Raw genomic sequence first — 14,950 nt, forward strand, 5'->3', positions numbered from 1 at the left:
TTCATCGCTTGAATTTCACATCACACCGGCTCAAGATCATTTTTCGAAAGCAATACTCCGGCATGTAAACCGGCTGAGGGGCGGGTCTTATGGACGAGCTGATCGGACGGCTGGCGGCAAGCGCCGGCATAGATGGTGCTGTCGCTGAAAAGACCGTCGGCATCATCCTGGGCTTCCTCCGCAGTGAGGGTCCTTCCGACAGCGTGCAGGCCCTGATCGACCAAATCTCCGGAGCGGAAGCTGCGATCGAGGCATCCAGGAGCGGCGGCGGCCTGTCGCGGCTGATGGGCGGCGGCCTGATGGCCGTCGGCACCCGCCTGATGGGTCTGGGGCTCGGCATGTCCGAGATTCAAAATGTCGCCCGTGAACTTTTCCGCTACGGTCGCGACGAAATCGGAGCGGATCAGATGGGCAAGATCATTGCGGGGACGCCGGGCCTCAGCCAGTTCGCCTGAAGGCACGCATTTCACATCGAGCATCATGACATATCCGATCTCCGAGATTGAGGGCCTGCCTGCCTTTGCAGCCAACAAGTTGAAGGCGCAAGGAATCCGCACAACCGACGCGTTGCTCGAGGCGGCCTCGACCGTGAAGGGCCGCAAGGCGCTTTCCGCCAAGACGGGAATCAGCGAGCAGTCGCTGCTGGAGTGGGCCAACGTCTCCGACTACATGCGCATTCCCGGCATGGGCAAGGCCAAGGTCGGTCTGGTCCGCGCCGCCGGCGTCACCACCGTGCGCGAGCTCGCCTATCGAAATCCGGCAAGGTTGGCGCAGAGCATGCGCGAAGCCAACGAGAAGAAGAAGCTGGTCCGCATCCTGCCGTCGGAGAAGTCGGTCGGCGACATCATCGCCAAGGCCAAGAAGCTGCCGCCGAAGATCACGTATTAGACCGGACGTCTCGGCGCACGACCTGCAGCATTAGCTGTCGGTGTCATACCCCGCGAAGGCGGGTATCCAGCACGCCATGGCTCCTCCGTATCACCGCACTGCCTCGGAATACTGGATTGCCCGCCTTCGCGGGCAATGACAGGGAGGGTGTTGGTCTTGACACCCCCTTCCCAACCGCGCAAAGCGGGCCGCATGAATGCCTCGCCCTCCCCTTCCGTCCCGCCGGCCGGCTCGGCCGGGGCCGATGTGCTGCGGACGCTGCTGGAACAGCCTCTTCCTGCAGTGATGGGCGTGCTCAACATCACCCCGGATTCATTCTCCGACGGCGGTGCCTTCATCGCACCAGATCAGGCACTCGCGCGGGCGCAGGCGATGATCGCCGATGGTGTCGACATCATCGATGTCGGCGCCGAGTCCACCCGGCCCTACAAGGGCGCCCGGCCGGTCACGGCGGCGGAAGAGCTCGCGCGGCTGAAGCCGGTGCTGGCTGGCGTCGTGGCGCTCGGTGTGCCCGTTTCGATCGACAGCATGAAAGCGGAGGTGGTGAAATTCGCGCTCGATCAGGGCGCGGCGATCGCCAACGACGTCTGGGGCCTGCAACGGGATGCCGACATGGCGCCGTTGATCGCCGCAAGGGGCGTCCCCGTCATCGTCATGCACAACCGCGACAGTGTCGATCCCGCCATCGATATCGTCGCGGACATGAAAGCATTCTTCCTGCGCTCGCTGGACATCGCCGCAAAAGCCGGCATCGCGCGCGAGAGCATCGTGCTCGATCCCGGCATCGGCTTCGGCAAGACGGCCGAGCAGAGCATGATCGCCCTGGCGCGCTTGCGCGAACTCGACATGTTCGGCCTGCCGATCCTCGTTGGTGCCTCGCGAAAACGCTTCATCGCCTCGGTGTCGCCGTCGGAGCCATCGGAGCGGCTCGCCGGCTCGATCGCGGCACATCTGATCGCCGCGCAACGCGGTGCGAAGATCATCCGGACCCATGACGTCGCCGAAACCCTGCAGGCCCTGCGGGTGGCGCATGCAATCGAGAGCAAGCAATGACCGATACGATCTTCGTCACCGGCCTGTCGATCCATGCCCGCCACGGCGTGATGGATCACGAAACCGAGGTCGGCCAGCGTTTCGTCATCGACCTCGAACTCTACACCGATCTGTCGGAGCCGTCGCGCAGTGACCGGCTCGCCGACACCGTGTCCTACGCGGATGTCGTCGCGACCACGACGGCGGCGTTCAAGAACACCAACTACAAGCTGCTGGAGCGCGCCGCCGGCGCGGTCGCCGATGCCATCCTGTCGCACTTCCCGCGCATCCGCGCGGTGAAGGTCACCGTGCACAAGCCGCACGCGCCGATCGCTGCGATCTTCGACGACGTCGGCATCATGCTGACCCGCTCTCGGCATCCGTAATATGGCGAGCGTGCTGATCGCACTCGGCGGCAATGTCGGCGATGTCCGCGCGACCTTCGCCAAGGCGATCGCGCATATCTGCGGCATGGCGCAGGCCGCGCTGATCGCGCGCTCGTCGGACTATACGACCCCGCCCTGGGGCGATGAGAACCAGGCTCCCTTCATCAACGCCTGCATCGAGATCGAGACCAGTCTCGATCCACACGCGCTGTTGTTCGTGCTGCAGAAAGTCGAGCAGAAATTCGGCCGCACGCGGACCAAGGAACGGCGCTGGGGCCCGCGCACGCTCGATCTCGACATGATCGCCTATGACGACGTCAGTTTGCAGAAGCCGGATTTGACGCTGCCGCATCCACGCCTGTTCGAGCGCGCCTTCGTGCTGGTGCCGCTGGCCGAAATCGCGCCCGACCGCATCATCTCAGGCATTCGCGTGCGTGACGGGCTCGCCAGCGTCTCGACGCAAGGCATTGAGCGGCTTCCGGATACCGGTTAACCAAAAACAACCGTTTGCAGGGACGGTCGGCCGTGGCAATTTCGCCTGCGAATAACAAGATTTTCGGGAGCCCATCGCCGCATGACCTCCGTGACTGACGACCTGCCGCTGGCGGCGGATTTTCCCAAAGCCACCGTGGAGGACTGGCGCAAGCTGGTCGACGGCGTGCTGAAGGGCGCGCCGTTCGAGAAGCTGGTCGGCAAGACCTATGACGGCCTCAAGATCGATCCGCTCTATCCGCGCGCCAAGGGCGTTGCGCCCGTGGTCGGCCGGCCGGCGGCGGCGCCGTGGCAGATAATGCAGCGGATCGACCATCCCGATACGGCGCTCGCGAATGCGCAGGCCTTGCAGGATCTGGAGAACGGCGCGACGGGGCTCGCGCTGGTGTTCGCCGGCGGCAATGCGGCCCATGGATTTGGCCTGGAACCTACGGCCGACGCCGTTGCCAAGGTGTTGAGCGGGATACATCTCGACGCAGGGATCGGCATCGAGCTCGAGATCGGACCGCAATCGCGCATGGCCGCGATCCATGTCGCGGAATATGTCGAGAGCAAGGGGTTCGATCCCGCAGCCTGCAACATCCGCTTCGGGCTCGATCCGCTCGCGGCCGCCGCAGCGTGGGGCCACAGCCCCTATACCTGGGACGAGATCGTTCCGGCCATCACCGGCGCCATCAGGGGCCTGGCCGCACTCCGTTTCAAGGGACCGTTTGCGTCCGCCGACGGGCGCGTGATCCATGATGCCGGTGGTTCGGAAGTGCAGGAGCTTGCCTTCGTGCTTGCCTGCGGCGTCGCTTACTTACGCGCCATCGAAGGCGCTGGCATCCCCCTCGAGCAGGCGCAGGGCATGGTCTATGCGCGGCTTGCTGCGGATGCCGATCAGTTCCTGACCATGGCCAAATTCCGCGCGCTGCGGCTGTTGTGGGCGCGCATCGAGACGGCTTGCGGGCTCGCGCCAAAGCCGCTGTTCATCGCCGCCGATACGGCCTGGCGCATGCTGACGCAGCGCGATCCTTACGTGAACATGCTGCGCGCGACCATGGCAACGTTCGCGGCAGGACTGGCCGGCGCCAACGCGATCACCGTGCTGCCGCATACGCTGGCGCTCGGCCTGCCCGATCCGTTCGCGCGCCGCGTGGCGCGCAATACCCAGCTTCTGCTGCTGGAAGAAAGCAACCTCGCCAAGGTCAGCGATCCCGCAGCCGGCGCAGGCGGCATCGAGACGCTGACAGGGCAACTGTGCGAAGCGGCCTGGGCGCTGTTCCAGGAGAGCGAGACAGCCGGCGGCGCTTTCGCGGCGCTTCAGCAGGGCGTGTTCCAGAGCAAGGTCGCGGGCGCGCGAAAGGCGCGCGCCGCCAACATCGCAAAGCGCCGCGACGTGCTGACCGGTGCCAGCGAGTTTCCGAATCTCCATGAGAGCGAAGCCACCGTACTGAAGGCAACGCCGATCGTCCTTCCGCCCTATGGGGAACAGCGATACAAGTTCGAGGCGCTGCCGCCGATCCGGCTGGCGGAACCGTTTGAGGCGCTGCGCGACAAGTCCGACGCGGCGCTGAAGGTGCGGGGCACGCGGCCAAAGGTTTTCCTGGCCAATCTCGGCACGCCAGCCGATTTCACGGCGCGCGCGACCTTCGCCAAAAGCTTCTTCGAAGCCGGCGGCATCCAGGCCGTCGACAGCGAGGGCTTTACCGATCCGGCCAAGCTGGCCGCCGCCTTCAAGGCCTCCGGCGCGGAGCTCGCCTGCCTCTGTTCCAGCGACAAGGTCTATGCCGGTCAGGCGGAACCGGCCGCCCGGGCGCTGCAAACGGTGGGCAGCAGACATATCTATCTGGCAGGCCGCCCGACCGATGGCGAGGCGGCGCTGCGCGCGGCCGGCGTCACGGGCTTTGTCTTCGCCGGAGGCGACGCGCTTGCGACGCTGCAAGACGCCTATCGACGGATGGAGCAGCCATGACTGAAACCGGCAAACCCGTTCTCACCGGCGGCTGCCAATGCGGCGCCGTGCGCTTTGCAGTCATGACGGCACCGACCAGGATTTCGATCTGCCATTGCCGGATGTGCCAGAAGGCGAGCGGCGCGCCGTTCGCCTCCTTTGCCGATATCAACAAGACGGACTTTGCCTGGACCAAGGGACAGCCCTCGTTCTTCCGCTCTTCCACCATCGCCGAGCGTGGCTTTTGCGCCGGCTGCGGCACGCCACTGAGTTTTGGCCGCATCGACGGCGACCGGATCGAGATCATGACCGGTACCTTCGACCACCCCGACCGCGTCATCCCGACGCGGCAGTTCGGCACCGAATCCCGCCTCGGCTGGGTGGTCGGCATCGCCAACCTGCCGAGCCAGACCACGCAGCAGAATTACGGACCGGAGAAGATGGCGACCATCGTCAGCTATCAGCATCCGGATCATGATTGAGTGCTTTTGATATGGTTGAAGCCATGAGCCGCATTCCCAATTTCGCCGACGTCGCCTTCGACCGGACCGCCCCCGCTGCGCCAGCCGGCAGCGCCGAGCCGTGGCTGACGCCCGAGGGCATTCTGGTGAAGCCCGTCTATGGCGAGGCGGATCTCGGCGGGCTCGATTTCCTCGAGACCTATCCGGGCATCGCGCCGTTCCTGCGCGGGCCCTACCCGACCATGTACGTCAACCAGCCCTGGACCGTCAGGCAATATGCCGGCTTCTCGACGGCTGAGGATTCCAACGCGTTCTACCGCCGCAACCTCGCGGCGGGGCAGAAAGGCCTCTCGGTCGCCTTCGATCTCGCCACCCATCGCGGCTATGACTCTGATCATCCGCGCGTCGGCGGCGACGTCGGCATGGCCGGCGTTGCCATCGATTCCATCTACGACATGCGCACGCTGTTCGCGGGCATTCCGCTCGACCAGATGAGCGTATCCATGACCATGAACGGCGCGGTGCTGCCGATCCTCGCGCTCTACGTCGCGGCCGCCGAGGAACAGGGCGTACCGCCGGAAAAGCTCTCTGGCACCATTCAGAACGACATTCTGAAAGAGTTCATGGTGCGCAACACCTATATCTATCCGCCCGCGCCATCGATGCGGATCATCTCGGACATCTTCGCCTACACCTCGCAAAAGATGCCGAAGTACAATTCGATCTCGATCTCCGGCTATCACATGCAGGAGGCCGGCGCGACGCAGGATCTCGAGCTTGCCTATACGCTCGCCGACGGCGTCGAATATCTGCGTGCCGGCCTTGCCGCCGGCCTCGACGTCGACCGTTTCGCGCCGCGGCTGTCGTTCTTCTGGGCGATCGGCATGAACTTCTTCATGGAAGTCGCCAAGCTGCGCGCGGCGCGGCTGCTCTGGGCGAAGCTGCTGAAGCCGTTCAATCCGAAGGACCCGCGGTCGCTGTCACTGCGCACGCACAGCCAGACCTCGGGCTGGTCGCTGACCGCGCAGGACGTCTTCAACAATGTGATGCGCACCACGGTGGAAGCGATGGCGGCCACCCAAGGCCACACGCAGTCGCTGCACACCAATGCGCTTGACGAAGCGCTGGCCTTGCCGACCGACTTCTCGGCGCGCATCGCCCGCAACACCCAGCTGTTCCTGCAACAAGAGAGCGGCACCACCCGCATCATCGATCCCTGGGGCGGCTCGTACTATGTCGAGCGGCTGACGCGCGACCTCGCGGCCAAGGCGTGGGGCCACATCCAGGAGGTCGAGGAGCTCGGCGGCATGGCAAAAGCCATCGAAGCCGGCGTGCCAAAACTGCGCATCGAGGAGGCCTCGGCCAAGACGCAAGCCCGCATCGATGCCGGCAAGCAGGCGGTGATCGGCGTCAACAAGTACAGGCCGACCGACGAGGACAAAATCGAGATCCTGAAGGTCGACAACACCAATGTCCGCCGGCTTCAGATCGACAAGCTCCAGCGGCTGAAAGCCGAACGCAACCAGAAGGACGTCGATGCCGCGCTCGCCGCGCTGACGCGCTCGGCCGGTGAAGGCAATGGCAATCTGCTCGCGCTCGCGATCAACGCGGCACGCGCCAAGGCGACCGTCGGCGAAATTTCGGACGCGATGGAAAAGGTGTTCGGCCGCCACCGCGCCGAGATCAAGTCCATCACCGGCGTCTACAAACGGGAGGCGTCCAGCATGGGCAACCGGGTCGAGAAGGTTCAGGCGCTGATCGACGCGTTCGAGGAGGCGGAAGGCCGCCGCCCGCGCATCCTGGTCGCCAAGATCGGCCAGGACGGCCACGATCGGGGCCAGAAGGTGATCGCGTCGGCATTTGCCGATATCGGCTTCGACGTCGACATCGGGCCGTTGTTTGCCACCGCTGACGAAGCCGCACGGCAGGCCGTCGAGAACGACGTCCACATCCTCGGAGTCTCCTCGCTCGCCGCCGCCCACCTTACCGCGGTGCCGGAATTGAAGGCCGCGCTGAAGAAGCAGGGCCGCGACGACATCATGATCATCGTCGGCGGGGTAGTGCCGCCGCAGGATTACGATGCGCTCTACGCGGCCGGCGCCGAGGCCATCTTCCCACCCGGCACGGTGATCGCGGATGCGGCCGAGGAGCTGATCCGCAAGCTGAATGCCCGGCTCGGCCATAGCGAGGCAGCGGAGTAGATGATGGACTGGCCGTGTAGCCGGCCAGATTGTGTCCATGACACGCGACGAAATCATCGCGGCGATACGCAAGAACGCCGACGCCATCAAAGGCAAGGGCGTCTCGAAGCTTGCCATTCTCGGCTCGCGGGCAGGCGAAGACTACCGCGCCGCCAGCGATATCGACATTCTGGTCGAGGTCGAACCTGAGACCACTTTCTCGCTACTAAACCTGATCGATGTCGAACACATCATCGAGGACGCGACCGGTTTGCGTGCGCAGGCAACCGTTCGCCGCTCGATGTCGCCCCGCTTTGCGCCACACAGCGCAGACGACATTCTGGAAATATTCTGACGCTCACGCGAGGAGCACAATCCTTGAAGTTCATGACCGGTTTGAGCGTCGCCCTGGCGCTTGGCGCAACGTGCGTGTTTTCCGCCCTCGCCGCCGATCCCAAGCCCGATGCCGTCCTCAAGACCAAGAACATCGCGGCGCGCGTCCTGCTCGACGACACGATCAGGGCCGATCCTGCCCTCGCGGCCGATTGCCTCGCTGAGGGGAGAAACTGGCTCGACAAGAGCGCGGCGGAAGCGGCGGCCACGCGCAAGACCGACCCGGAGCTCTTCAGGGATCGCGCCTGGGAATTCGAGCGCAACTACACCGTCGATTCGGTGGTCGGCGGCCGCTATGTCAGCATCGTCAGGTCCGAGTATACGGACACTCTCGGCGCGCATCCCAATTCCGACACCAACACGATCTTGTGGGACAGAACCGAGAACAAGCGCATCTCGATCCGCCCATTCTTCAACGAAACCGCCGACAACGGCCCGACCATGAAGGCGATGATGAAGGCCGTGATCGCCTCGCTCAGGATCGAGAAGAAGAAGCGTGATGTGCCCGACGTGGACGGCGACGATTGGGTCAAGAATATCAAGCCAAGCCTCTTGAAGATCGGCGCAGTGACCCTCGCGCCGTCAACCGAGATCGGAAAGAGCGCCGGCCTCAAGTTCTACTATCCACCCTATGCCGTCGGCCCCTATGTCGAGGGCGCATACGGCGCTTTCGTTCCGTGGGAAGCCTTGAAGCCCCATCTCTCGCCGGAAGGTCTGCGAATTTTCGGCGGCCAGCGGCCGAAGACCGACGGGGACGAAGGGCAGTAATCAGCCTTGAGCCGGCGCGCGTTGCTCACAACGCGTTGGTAGCGCTACCTTGCGGCCCCGCCGCAAAGCCGACTAGAATGCCGCTGTTGAGAAGAGCGCCCGACGTCACGGGCGCCGCTGGGAGGCATTCATGTCCAAGATTTCGCGCCGCGCGTTTGCGGCCTCGACCGCTGCAGTTGCAGCATCCGCCGCATTCGGCTTCAGGCCGGCCCTTGCACAAGCCTATCCGGCGCGTCCGGTCACCGTGATCGTGCCCTGGGGCGCGGGCGGCGGCACCGATGCCACCGCGCGCATCGTCGCGGCGCTACTGGAGAAGGACCTCGGCCAGCCCTTCAACGTGGTCAACCGCACCGGCGGCTCCGGCGTCGTCGGCCATAGCGCGATCGCGACCGCGCAGCCCGACGGCTACACCATCGGCATGCTCACGGTCGAAATCTCGATGATGCACTGGCAGGGCCTGACCGACCTGACGCCAAGGAGCTACACCCCCCTGGCGCTGATGAACGAGGATCCCCCCGGCATCCAGGTCTCCTCCTCCTCGCCCTACAAGACGGTCAAGGAGCTCGCCGATGCGATCAAGGCGGCGCCTCCCGGCAAGTTCAAGGCTTCCGGCACTGGCCAGGGCGGCATTTGGCATCTCGCATTGGTCGGCTGGATGCAGGCCATGGGGCTGCCCGCCAACCAGGTCGCCTGGGTGCCGTCGAACGGCGCGGCGCCCGCGATGCAGGATCTCGCCGCCGGCGGCCTCGACCTCACCACCTGCTCGGTGCCCGAAGCGCGCGCCATCATCGAGGCGGGCAAGGCCAAGAGCCTCGCCATCATGGCGCCTGCGCGCAACCCGATCTTCAAGGATGTGCCGACGCTGAAGGAGGCGATGGGCATCGACTACGCGACCGGCGCCTGGCGCGGCATCGGCGCGCCCAAGAACCTGCCGCCGGAGATCGCAACCAAGCTCACCGCGGCACTGAGGAAGGTCTACGACTCCGCCGAGTTCAAGGACTTCATGAGCAATCGCGGCTTCGGTACCGTTTGGGGCGATGCCGCTCACTTCGCCGGCTTCATGGACAAGGGCGACGCCCAGATGGGCGAAGCGATGAAGGCGGCCGGATTGAGCAAGGCGTGATCCGCACCTGCGACGCTCTGATCGCCTCTCCCCGCAAGCGGGGAGAGGGACCGCACCTCCCATAGGACCCCTCCCATGCGTCTTCCCGACTCCGTCACGGGATCGTTTCTCGTCGTGCTCGGCGCTGCAGCTGCCTACGGTGGCTGGATCCTGCCGCCGGTGCCGGGCCAGCCGGTCGGCCCCAACGTGTTTCCGCTGCTGATTGGCATGGGCCTCGCACTCTGCGGGCTCGCGATCGTGTTCGGCGTCGGTCATTCCTTCGAGGAGGAGGAAGAGCTCGTCCCGCTCGAGGACGGCCAGGCAGCCGCCCCGCCGCCGCAAGGAAAACTCCCAGGCAAGCTCTACGGCCTGCGCGCCTTGCTGCCGCCGGCACTGCTGCTGTTCTACGTCTTGGCCGCCGACCGGCTCGGCTTCATCATCACCGCGGCGATCATGGTCTACGTCACCTCGACCGCGCTCGGGGCGAAATGGAAGCTGGCGCTGCCGCTCGCGGCGCTCTCGCCCTTCGCCATCCACCTCATCTTCGGCAAGCTCTTGCGCGTGCCGCTGCCCGCCGGCCTGTTGCCGACGCCCTGGTAATCCCATGCTGAAAACCCTGCTTGACGCCTTCGCGCTGATATCCACCTGGGAGGTCATCATCGCGATGTTCGCAGCCTCCGTGTACGGCCTCGTGATCGGCTCGCTGCCGGGCCTGTCGGCGACGATGGCGACCGCCCTGCTCGTCCCCGTGACCTTCTATCTCTCGCCGATCGCGGCGATCGCGACCATCGTGGCGGCGTCCTCGATGGCGATCTTCTCCGGCGATATTCCCGGCGCGCTGCTGCGCATTCCCGGCACGCCCGCGTCCGCCGCCTACGCGGACGAAGCCTACGCCATGACGCGCAAGGGCCAGGCCGAGCTTGCGCTCGGTGCCGGCGTTTGGTTCTCCGCGGTAGGCGGCATCGCCGGCGTGCTGTCGCTGATGATCCTGGCACCGCCGCTCGCCGAGATCGCACTGTCGTTCTCGACCTTCGAATATTTCTGGCTGGCGCTGCTCGGTCTGATGTGCGCCACTCTGGTGGCGCGTTCCTCGCCGGTGAAGGCGATCGCGGGCATGTTCATCGGCCTGCTCGTCTCCTGCATCGGCATCGAGAACCCCGGCGGCGTGCCGCGCTTCACCTTCGGCATCACCGACCTGTTCGGCGGCATCGAGCCGATCCCGGCCCTCGTCGGCGTGTTCGCGGTGGCGCAGGTGATGCGGGCGATGCTGACGCCGGAACCGCCGCCGCTGCCGCGGCGCAAGTTCGGAAGCATCATGGCCGGCCAGTGGAAGCTGACGAAGTTGTATCACTGGCAGATGACGCGCGGGAACATCGTCGGCATCATCATCGGCGTGCTTCCCGGCGCCGGCGCCGACATGGCCGCCTGGGTGTCCTACGCGATGTCCAAGCGCTTCTCCAAGGAGCCGGAAAAGTTCGGCACCGGACATGTCGAGGGCCTGGTCGAAGCCGGCGCCAGCAACAATGCCAGCATCGCCTCGGGCTGGGTGCCGTCGCTGCTGTTCGGCATCCCCGGCGACACCATCGCCGCGATCGCGATCGGCGTGCTCTACATGAAGGGGCTCAATCCCGGCCCGACGCTGTTCACCGAGAAGGCGTCGAGCATGTATGCGATCTATCTGATGTTCATCATCGCGAACATCCTGATGATCCCGCTCGGCATCGCCATGATCCGGGTCGCTGCTTATATCCTGCTGGCACCACGTTCGACCGTGATGCCCATCATCATGCTGTGCTGCGCGGTCGGCTCGTTCGCGATCGGCAACAACATGTTCGGCGTCGTCACCGTCGCCGCGTTCGGCGTGATCGGCTATGTGATGGAGGCGAACGGCTATCCCGTCGCCGCGATGGTGCTCGGCATCGTCATGGGCACCATGGTGGAACAGGCCTTCGTCACCTCGCTGATCAAGTCCGACGGCAGCATCCTGCCGTTCTTCGAGCGGCCGGTGGCGGCCATCCTCGCCGCGATGGCGATTGGCGCCCTGCTCTGGCCGGTGATGGTGTGGGTATGGCGCAAGGTGAAGCAGCCGCAGACGGTCGTGGCGACATCCCGGTGATATCGGGCGGGCGGCCCTCGCCTGTCTCTCCCCGGCGTTGTAAAGCAGGGCATGACTGAGAAGAAGGCCTCGCCGGATATCAAATCCCTTGCCCGCGACTTGCGCACCGGCAGTCGCGCGGCCCTCGCCCGGGCCATCACGCTGGTCGAGAGCCGGCGCGCCGACCATCAGACGCTGGCGCGGGAGCTGGTGCAGATGCTGCTGCCGGACACCGGCAAGGCGTTTCGCGTCGGCATCACCGGTTCGCCCGGCGTCGGCAAATCCACCACGATCGATGCGCTCGGAACCTATCTGATCGAGCAGGGCCACAAGGTCGCGGTGCTCGCGGTCGATCCGTCCTCGGCGCGCAGCGGCGGCTCGATCCTCGGCGACAAGACGCGGATGGCGCGGCTCGCGGCATCGGACGATGCCTTCATCCGGCCCTCGCCCTCCTCGGGCACGCTCGGCGGCGTCGCCGCGAAGACGCGCGAGGCGATGCTGCTGTGCGAGGCCGCCGGATTCGGCGTCGTGCTGGTCGAGACAGTCGGCATCGGCCAGTCCGAGACCGCCGTGTGCGACATGACCGATTTCTTCCTTGCCTTGATGCTGCCGGGCGGCGGCGACGAACTACAAGGCATCAAGAAGGGCCTGGTCGAGCTCGCCGACATGATCGCGATCAACAAGGCCGACGGCGACAATCTCAAGCGCGCCAAGATCACCGCTGCCGACTATCGCGGCGCGCTGCATATCTTGGCACCGCGATCCGAGCATTGGCATCCGCCGGTCGAGACCTATTCGGCGCTCACAGGCGATGGCATCGCAAAGATCTGGCAGAAGGTTTTGGACCACCGCAAGGCGATGAACGCCTCCGGCGATTTCGCCGCGCGACGGCGCGAGCAGCAGGTGAAATGGATGTGGTCGATGCTGGAGCAGCGCATGCTGGCGCGGCTGCGCAGCGAGGCATCGGTGCGCACGAAAGTCCGGAAGATCGAGGCCGAAGTCGCCGACGGCCATCTCACGCCGGCGCTTGCCGCCGAGCAGATCCTGGAGTTGCTGCAATGAGCGACAAGCTCCGCATCCTCCTCACTGGGTTTGGTCCGTTTCCCGGCGCGCCCTATAACCCGACCCAGCCGCTGGTGGCGCGGCTGACGCAACTGCGCCGCCCGGCTCTCGACGATGTCACAATCGCGAGCCACATTTTCCCGGTGACCTATGCCGCGGTCGACCGGCAACTACCCGAGGTGCTCGCGGCGCGAAAGCCCGACGCGCTGCTGATGTTCGGCCTCGCGGCCCGCACGCCTTACCTGCGCATCGAGACCCGCGCGCGCAACGCCGTCACCATGCTCTGGCCCGATGCCGCCAACACCCGCTCCAGCAAGCGCGGCATCGCCGGCCATGCGGACGCGATGATGTTCGGCCCGCACACCGCAAGGCTGCTGCGCGCGGCGCGCCGCACCGGCATCGACGCGCGCGCCTCGCGCGATGCCGGCGCCTATCTCTGCAACTACCTGAGCTGGCGCGCGATCGAGAACGTCAGGGCGGGTGGGCCACGGCTCGCGGCGTTCATCCATATCCCCCTGCTTGCGCGCAGCGGCGCAACCCGGCGCAAGGGCGCGCCGCGGATCACGCTGGAGGAGCTGGTGGATGCGGGGGAAGCCATGCTGATGGAGATGGTGCGGCTGGCAAGGAAAACACGCAGCCCGATTGCGTAAACATTTAACCCTACCGCGAACAATCCTCACGGCCCCGGCCACGCTGCGCTACCCAATCCCGCGCGGACACCTCCCGCGTCCGCCGGAGGACGCGTCATGCTCAATCGCCGTCACCTCATCGGAGCCTCAACCGCGGGCATTGCCGGTGCGCTGGCCACGCCTGTTGACGCCGCGCACGCGGCGCCGCTGACGTCGCTGCTCGGCCGCGATGCCACGCAATATGGTGTGCGACCCGGCAGCAGCGAGGATCAGACGCGCGCGCTGCAGCGCGCCATCGACGAGGCCGCGCGGGCGCAAACGCCGCTTGCCTTGCCGCCCGGCACCTACCGGACCGGTCTGTTGCGGCTCCCGAACGGCGCGCAACTGATCGGCGTGCGCGGCGCGACCAAGCTCGTGTTCACCGGCGGCGCCTCGGCGATCCAGAGCGACGGCGCCGATGCGATCGGCCTCACCGGCCTCACCTTCGACGGCGGCAATATCCCACTGCCGACGCGTCGCGGATTGGTTCACGTCCTCGGCGGCCGCGATGTCCGCATCACCGATTGCGAGATCACGAACTCCGGCGGCAGCGGCATCTGGCTCGAGCAGGTCGCGGGCGATATCTCCGGCAACATCTTCACTGACATCGCGGTGACGGCGGTGGTCTCGTTCGATGCCCGGGGCCTCAGCGTCTGCCGCAACACTATTCGCGGCACCAACGACAACGGCATCGAGATCCTGCGCACCGCGATCGGCGATGACGGCACGTTAGTCGCCGACAACCGCATCGAGGACATCAAGGCTGGGCCCGGCGGCTCGGGCCAGTACGGCAATGCCATCAACGCTTTCCGCGCCGGTAACGTGATCGTGCGCGGCAACCGCATCAGGAACTGCGATTACTCGGCGGTGCGCGGCAACTCGGCCTCGAACATCCACATCAGCGGCAACAGCGTCAGCGACGTGCGCGAGGTCGCGCTCTATTCCGAATTCGCGTTCGAGGCCGCGGTGATCGCCAACAACATTGTCGACGGCGCCGCCGTCGGCGTCTCCGTCTGCAATTTCAACGAAGGCGGCCGCATCGCGGTGGTCCAAGGCAACATCATCCGCAATCTGATCCCGAAGCGGCCGCTCGGCACCGCGCCGGACGACGATGCCGGCGTCGGCATCTACATCGAGGCTGATACCTCGGTCACCGGCAACGTGATCGAGAACGCGCCGTCCTACGGCATCGTCGCCGGCTGGGGCAAATATCTGCGCGATGTAGCAATCACGGGGAACGTGATCCGCAAGGCGCTGGCCGGCGTCGGCGTCTCCGTAATGCCGGGCGCCGGCACCGCGCTCGTCAACAACAACATGATCTCGGAAACGCCACGCGGCGCCGTGGTCGGGCTCGACCACGCGCGTGCGGTGACCTCCGATCTGTCGGCCGAAGGAGCGCAGCGTTTCGCGCAGGTGGTGGTCGGCGGCAATGCGGTGCGGCGGTAGGCGCGCGGCCGGAAAGACGGGCCGTGCATCCTTCGAGGCTCTCA

16 protein-coding genes are annotated in these 14,950 nt (G+C 65.8%); all 16 read left to right on the forward strand.

Annotated features, from left to right (window positions below; all coding sequences use genetic code 11):
- The first annotated feature begins 89 nt into the window (after positions 1-89).
- The 16 genes from BRAD3257_RS25570 (at position 90) to BRAD3257_RS25645 (ending at position 14,906) form a co-directional block, all read left to right on the forward strand.
- Positions 90-455, forward strand: coding sequence for a DUF2267 domain-containing protein (locus BRAD3257_RS25570; protein ID WP_122404158.1), 366 nt, complete (start codon positions 90-92; stop codon positions 453-455).
- A gap of 25 nt (positions 456-480) precedes the next feature.
- Positions 481-888, forward strand: coding sequence for a DUF4332 domain-containing protein (locus tag BRAD3257_RS25575; protein WP_122404159.1), 408 nt, complete (start codon positions 481-483; stop codon positions 886-888).
- A gap of 192 nt (positions 889-1,080) precedes the next feature.
- On the forward strand, positions 1,081-1,941 hold the full coding sequence (gene folP / locus BRAD3257_RS25580; RefSeq protein ID WP_122404160.1) for a dihydropteroate synthase: 861 nt from the start codon (positions 1,081-1,083) through the stop codon (positions 1,939-1,941).
- Positions 1,938-2,306 (forward strand): dihydroneopterin aldolase, encoded by a 369-nt coding sequence (gene folB / locus BRAD3257_RS25585; protein ID WP_018315750.1) that lies wholly within the window; start codon positions 1,938-1,940, stop codon positions 2,304-2,306. Before folP ends, folB begins: the two co-directional genes overlap by 4 nt.
- Position 2,307: 1 nt before the next feature.
- Positions 2,308-2,799, forward strand: a complete 492-nt coding sequence (gene folK / locus BRAD3257_RS25590; RefSeq protein ID WP_122404161.1) for a 2-amino-4-hydroxy-6-hydroxymethyldihydropteridine diphosphokinase — start codon at positions 2,308-2,310, stop codon at positions 2,797-2,799.
- A gap of 81 nt (positions 2,800-2,880) precedes the next feature.
- Positions 2,881-4,752 carry a methylmalonyl-CoA mutase family protein gene (locus BRAD3257_RS25595; protein ID WP_122404162.1) on the forward strand — a complete coding sequence of 624 codons (1,872 nt, stop codon included), beginning with the start codon at positions 2,881-2,883 and terminating at the stop codon, positions 4,750-4,752.
- Positions 4,749-5,213 carry a GFA family protein gene (locus BRAD3257_RS25600; protein ID WP_122404163.1) on the forward strand — a complete coding sequence of 155 codons (465 nt, stop codon included), beginning with the start codon at positions 4,749-4,751 and terminating at the stop codon, positions 5,211-5,213. Before BRAD3257_RS25595 ends, BRAD3257_RS25600 begins: the two co-directional genes overlap by 4 nt.
- A gap of 23 nt (positions 5,214-5,236) precedes the next feature.
- On the forward strand, positions 5,237-7,393 hold the full coding sequence (scpA, locus tag BRAD3257_RS25605; RefSeq protein ID WP_122406757.1) for a methylmalonyl-CoA mutase: 2,157 nt from the start codon (positions 5,237-5,239) through the stop codon (positions 7,391-7,393).
- Between the two features lie 37 nt (positions 7,394-7,430).
- On the forward strand, positions 7,431-7,727 hold the full coding sequence (locus BRAD3257_RS25610) for a nucleotidyltransferase family protein (protein WP_122404164.1): 297 nt from the start codon (positions 7,431-7,433) through the stop codon (positions 7,725-7,727).
- Positions 7,728-7,759: 32 nt separating this feature from the next.
- Positions 7,760-8,533 carry a DUF3298 and DUF4163 domain-containing protein gene (locus tag BRAD3257_RS25615; protein ID WP_122406758.1) on the forward strand — a complete coding sequence of 258 codons (774 nt, stop codon included), beginning with the start codon at positions 7,760-7,762 and terminating at the stop codon, positions 8,531-8,533.
- 130 nt (positions 8,534-8,663) lie between these two features.
- Complete coding sequence (locus tag BRAD3257_RS25620; protein ID WP_122404165.1) at positions 8,664-9,656, forward strand: tripartite tricarboxylate transporter substrate binding protein; 993 nt, start codon at positions 8,664-8,666, stop codon at positions 9,654-9,656.
- Positions 9,657-9,731: 75 nt separating this feature from the next.
- Positions 9,732-10,235: a tripartite tricarboxylate transporter TctB family protein gene (locus tag BRAD3257_RS25625; RefSeq protein ID WP_122404166.1), complete on the forward strand. Its 504-nt coding sequence runs from the start codon at positions 9,732-9,734 to the stop codon at positions 10,233-10,235.
- A 4-nt stretch (positions 10,236-10,239) separates the two neighbouring features.
- Positions 10,240-11,751 carry a tripartite tricarboxylate transporter permease gene (locus BRAD3257_RS25630; RefSeq protein WP_122404167.1) on the forward strand — a complete coding sequence of 504 codons (1,512 nt, stop codon included), beginning with the start codon at positions 10,240-10,242 and terminating at the stop codon, positions 11,749-11,751.
- A 51-nt stretch (positions 11,752-11,802) separates the two neighbouring features.
- On the forward strand, positions 11,803-12,792 hold the full coding sequence (gene meaB, locus BRAD3257_RS25635) for a methylmalonyl Co-A mutase-associated GTPase MeaB (protein ID WP_122404168.1): 990 nt from the start codon (positions 11,803-11,805) through the stop codon (positions 12,790-12,792).
- Entirely contained in the window at positions 12,789-13,442 is a 654-nt protein-coding gene (locus BRAD3257_RS25640) for a pyroglutamyl-peptidase I (RefSeq protein ID WP_122404169.1), read from the forward strand. Before meaB ends, BRAD3257_RS25640 begins: the two co-directional genes overlap by 4 nt.
- Positions 13,443-13,538: 96 nt before the next feature.
- Positions 13,539-14,906 (forward strand): TIGR03808 family TAT-translocated repetitive protein, encoded by a 1,368-nt coding sequence (locus tag BRAD3257_RS25645; RefSeq protein WP_122404170.1) that lies wholly within the window; start codon positions 13,539-13,541, stop codon positions 14,904-14,906.
- Positions 14,907-14,950 lie beyond the last annotated feature (44 nt).

Source organism: Bradyrhizobium vignae (assembly GCF_900324035.1).
Taxonomy (GTDB): Bacteria; Pseudomonadota; Alphaproteobacteria; order Rhizobiales; family Xanthobacteraceae; genus Bradyrhizobium; species Bradyrhizobium vignae.

What these genes read in the sequence shown, in the direction of transcription:
- BRAD3257_RS25630 (WP_122404167.1), top strand. Translation starts at nt 10,240, where the DNA reads ATGCTGAAAACCCTGCTTGACGCCTTCGCGCTGATATCCACCTGGGAG.
- meaB (WP_122404168.1), top strand. Translation starts at nt 11,803, where the DNA reads ATGACTGAGAAGAAGGCCTCGCCGGATATCAAATCCCTTGCCCGCGAC.
- BRAD3257_RS25645 (WP_122404170.1), top strand. Translation starts at nt 13,539, where the DNA reads ATGCTCAATCGCCGTCACCTCATCGGAGCCTCAACCGCGGGCATTGCC.
- BRAD3257_RS25575 (WP_122404159.1), top strand. Translation starts at nt 481, where the DNA reads ATGACATATCCGATCTCCGAGATTGAGGGCCTGCCTGCCTTTGCAGCC.
- folB (WP_018315750.1), top strand. Translation starts at nt 1,938, where the DNA reads ATGACCGATACGATCTTCGTCACCGGCCTGTCGATCCATGCCCGCCAC.
- BRAD3257_RS25610 (WP_122404164.1), top strand. Translation starts at nt 7,431, where the DNA reads ATGACACGCGACGAAATCATCGCGGCGATACGCAAGAACGCCGACGCC.
- BRAD3257_RS25620 (WP_122404165.1), top strand. Translation starts at nt 8,664, where the DNA reads ATGTCCAAGATTTCGCGCCGCGCGTTTGCGGCCTCGACCGCTGCAGTT.
- BRAD3257_RS25600 (WP_122404163.1), top strand. Translation starts at nt 4,749, where the DNA reads ATGACTGAAACCGGCAAACCCGTTCTCACCGGCGGCTGCCAATGCGGC.
- BRAD3257_RS25640 (WP_122404169.1), top strand. Translation starts at nt 12,789, where the DNA reads ATGAGCGACAAGCTCCGCATCCTCCTCACTGGGTTTGGTCCGTTTCCC.
- BRAD3257_RS25615 (WP_122406758.1), top strand. Translation starts at nt 7,760, where the DNA reads ATGACCGGTTTGAGCGTCGCCCTGGCGCTTGGCGCAACGTGCGTGTTT.
- scpA (WP_122406757.1), top strand. Translation starts at nt 5,237, where the DNA reads ATGAGCCGCATTCCCAATTTCGCCGACGTCGCCTTCGACCGGACCGCC.
- folK (WP_122404161.1), top strand. Translation starts at nt 2,308, where the DNA reads ATGGCGAGCGTGCTGATCGCACTCGGCGGCAATGTCGGCGATGTCCGC.
- BRAD3257_RS25625 (WP_122404166.1), top strand. Translation starts at nt 9,732, where the DNA reads ATGCGTCTTCCCGACTCCGTCACGGGATCGTTTCTCGTCGTGCTCGGC.
- BRAD3257_RS25595 (WP_122404162.1), top strand. Translation starts at nt 2,881, where the DNA reads ATGACCTCCGTGACTGACGACCTGCCGCTGGCGGCGGATTTTCCCAAA.
- BRAD3257_RS25570 (WP_122404158.1), top strand. Translation starts at nt 90, where the DNA reads ATGGACGAGCTGATCGGACGGCTGGCGGCAAGCGCCGGCATAGATGGT.
- folP (WP_122404160.1), top strand. Translation starts at nt 1,081, where the DNA reads ATGAATGCCTCGCCCTCCCCTTCCGTCCCGCCGGCCGGCTCGGCCGGG.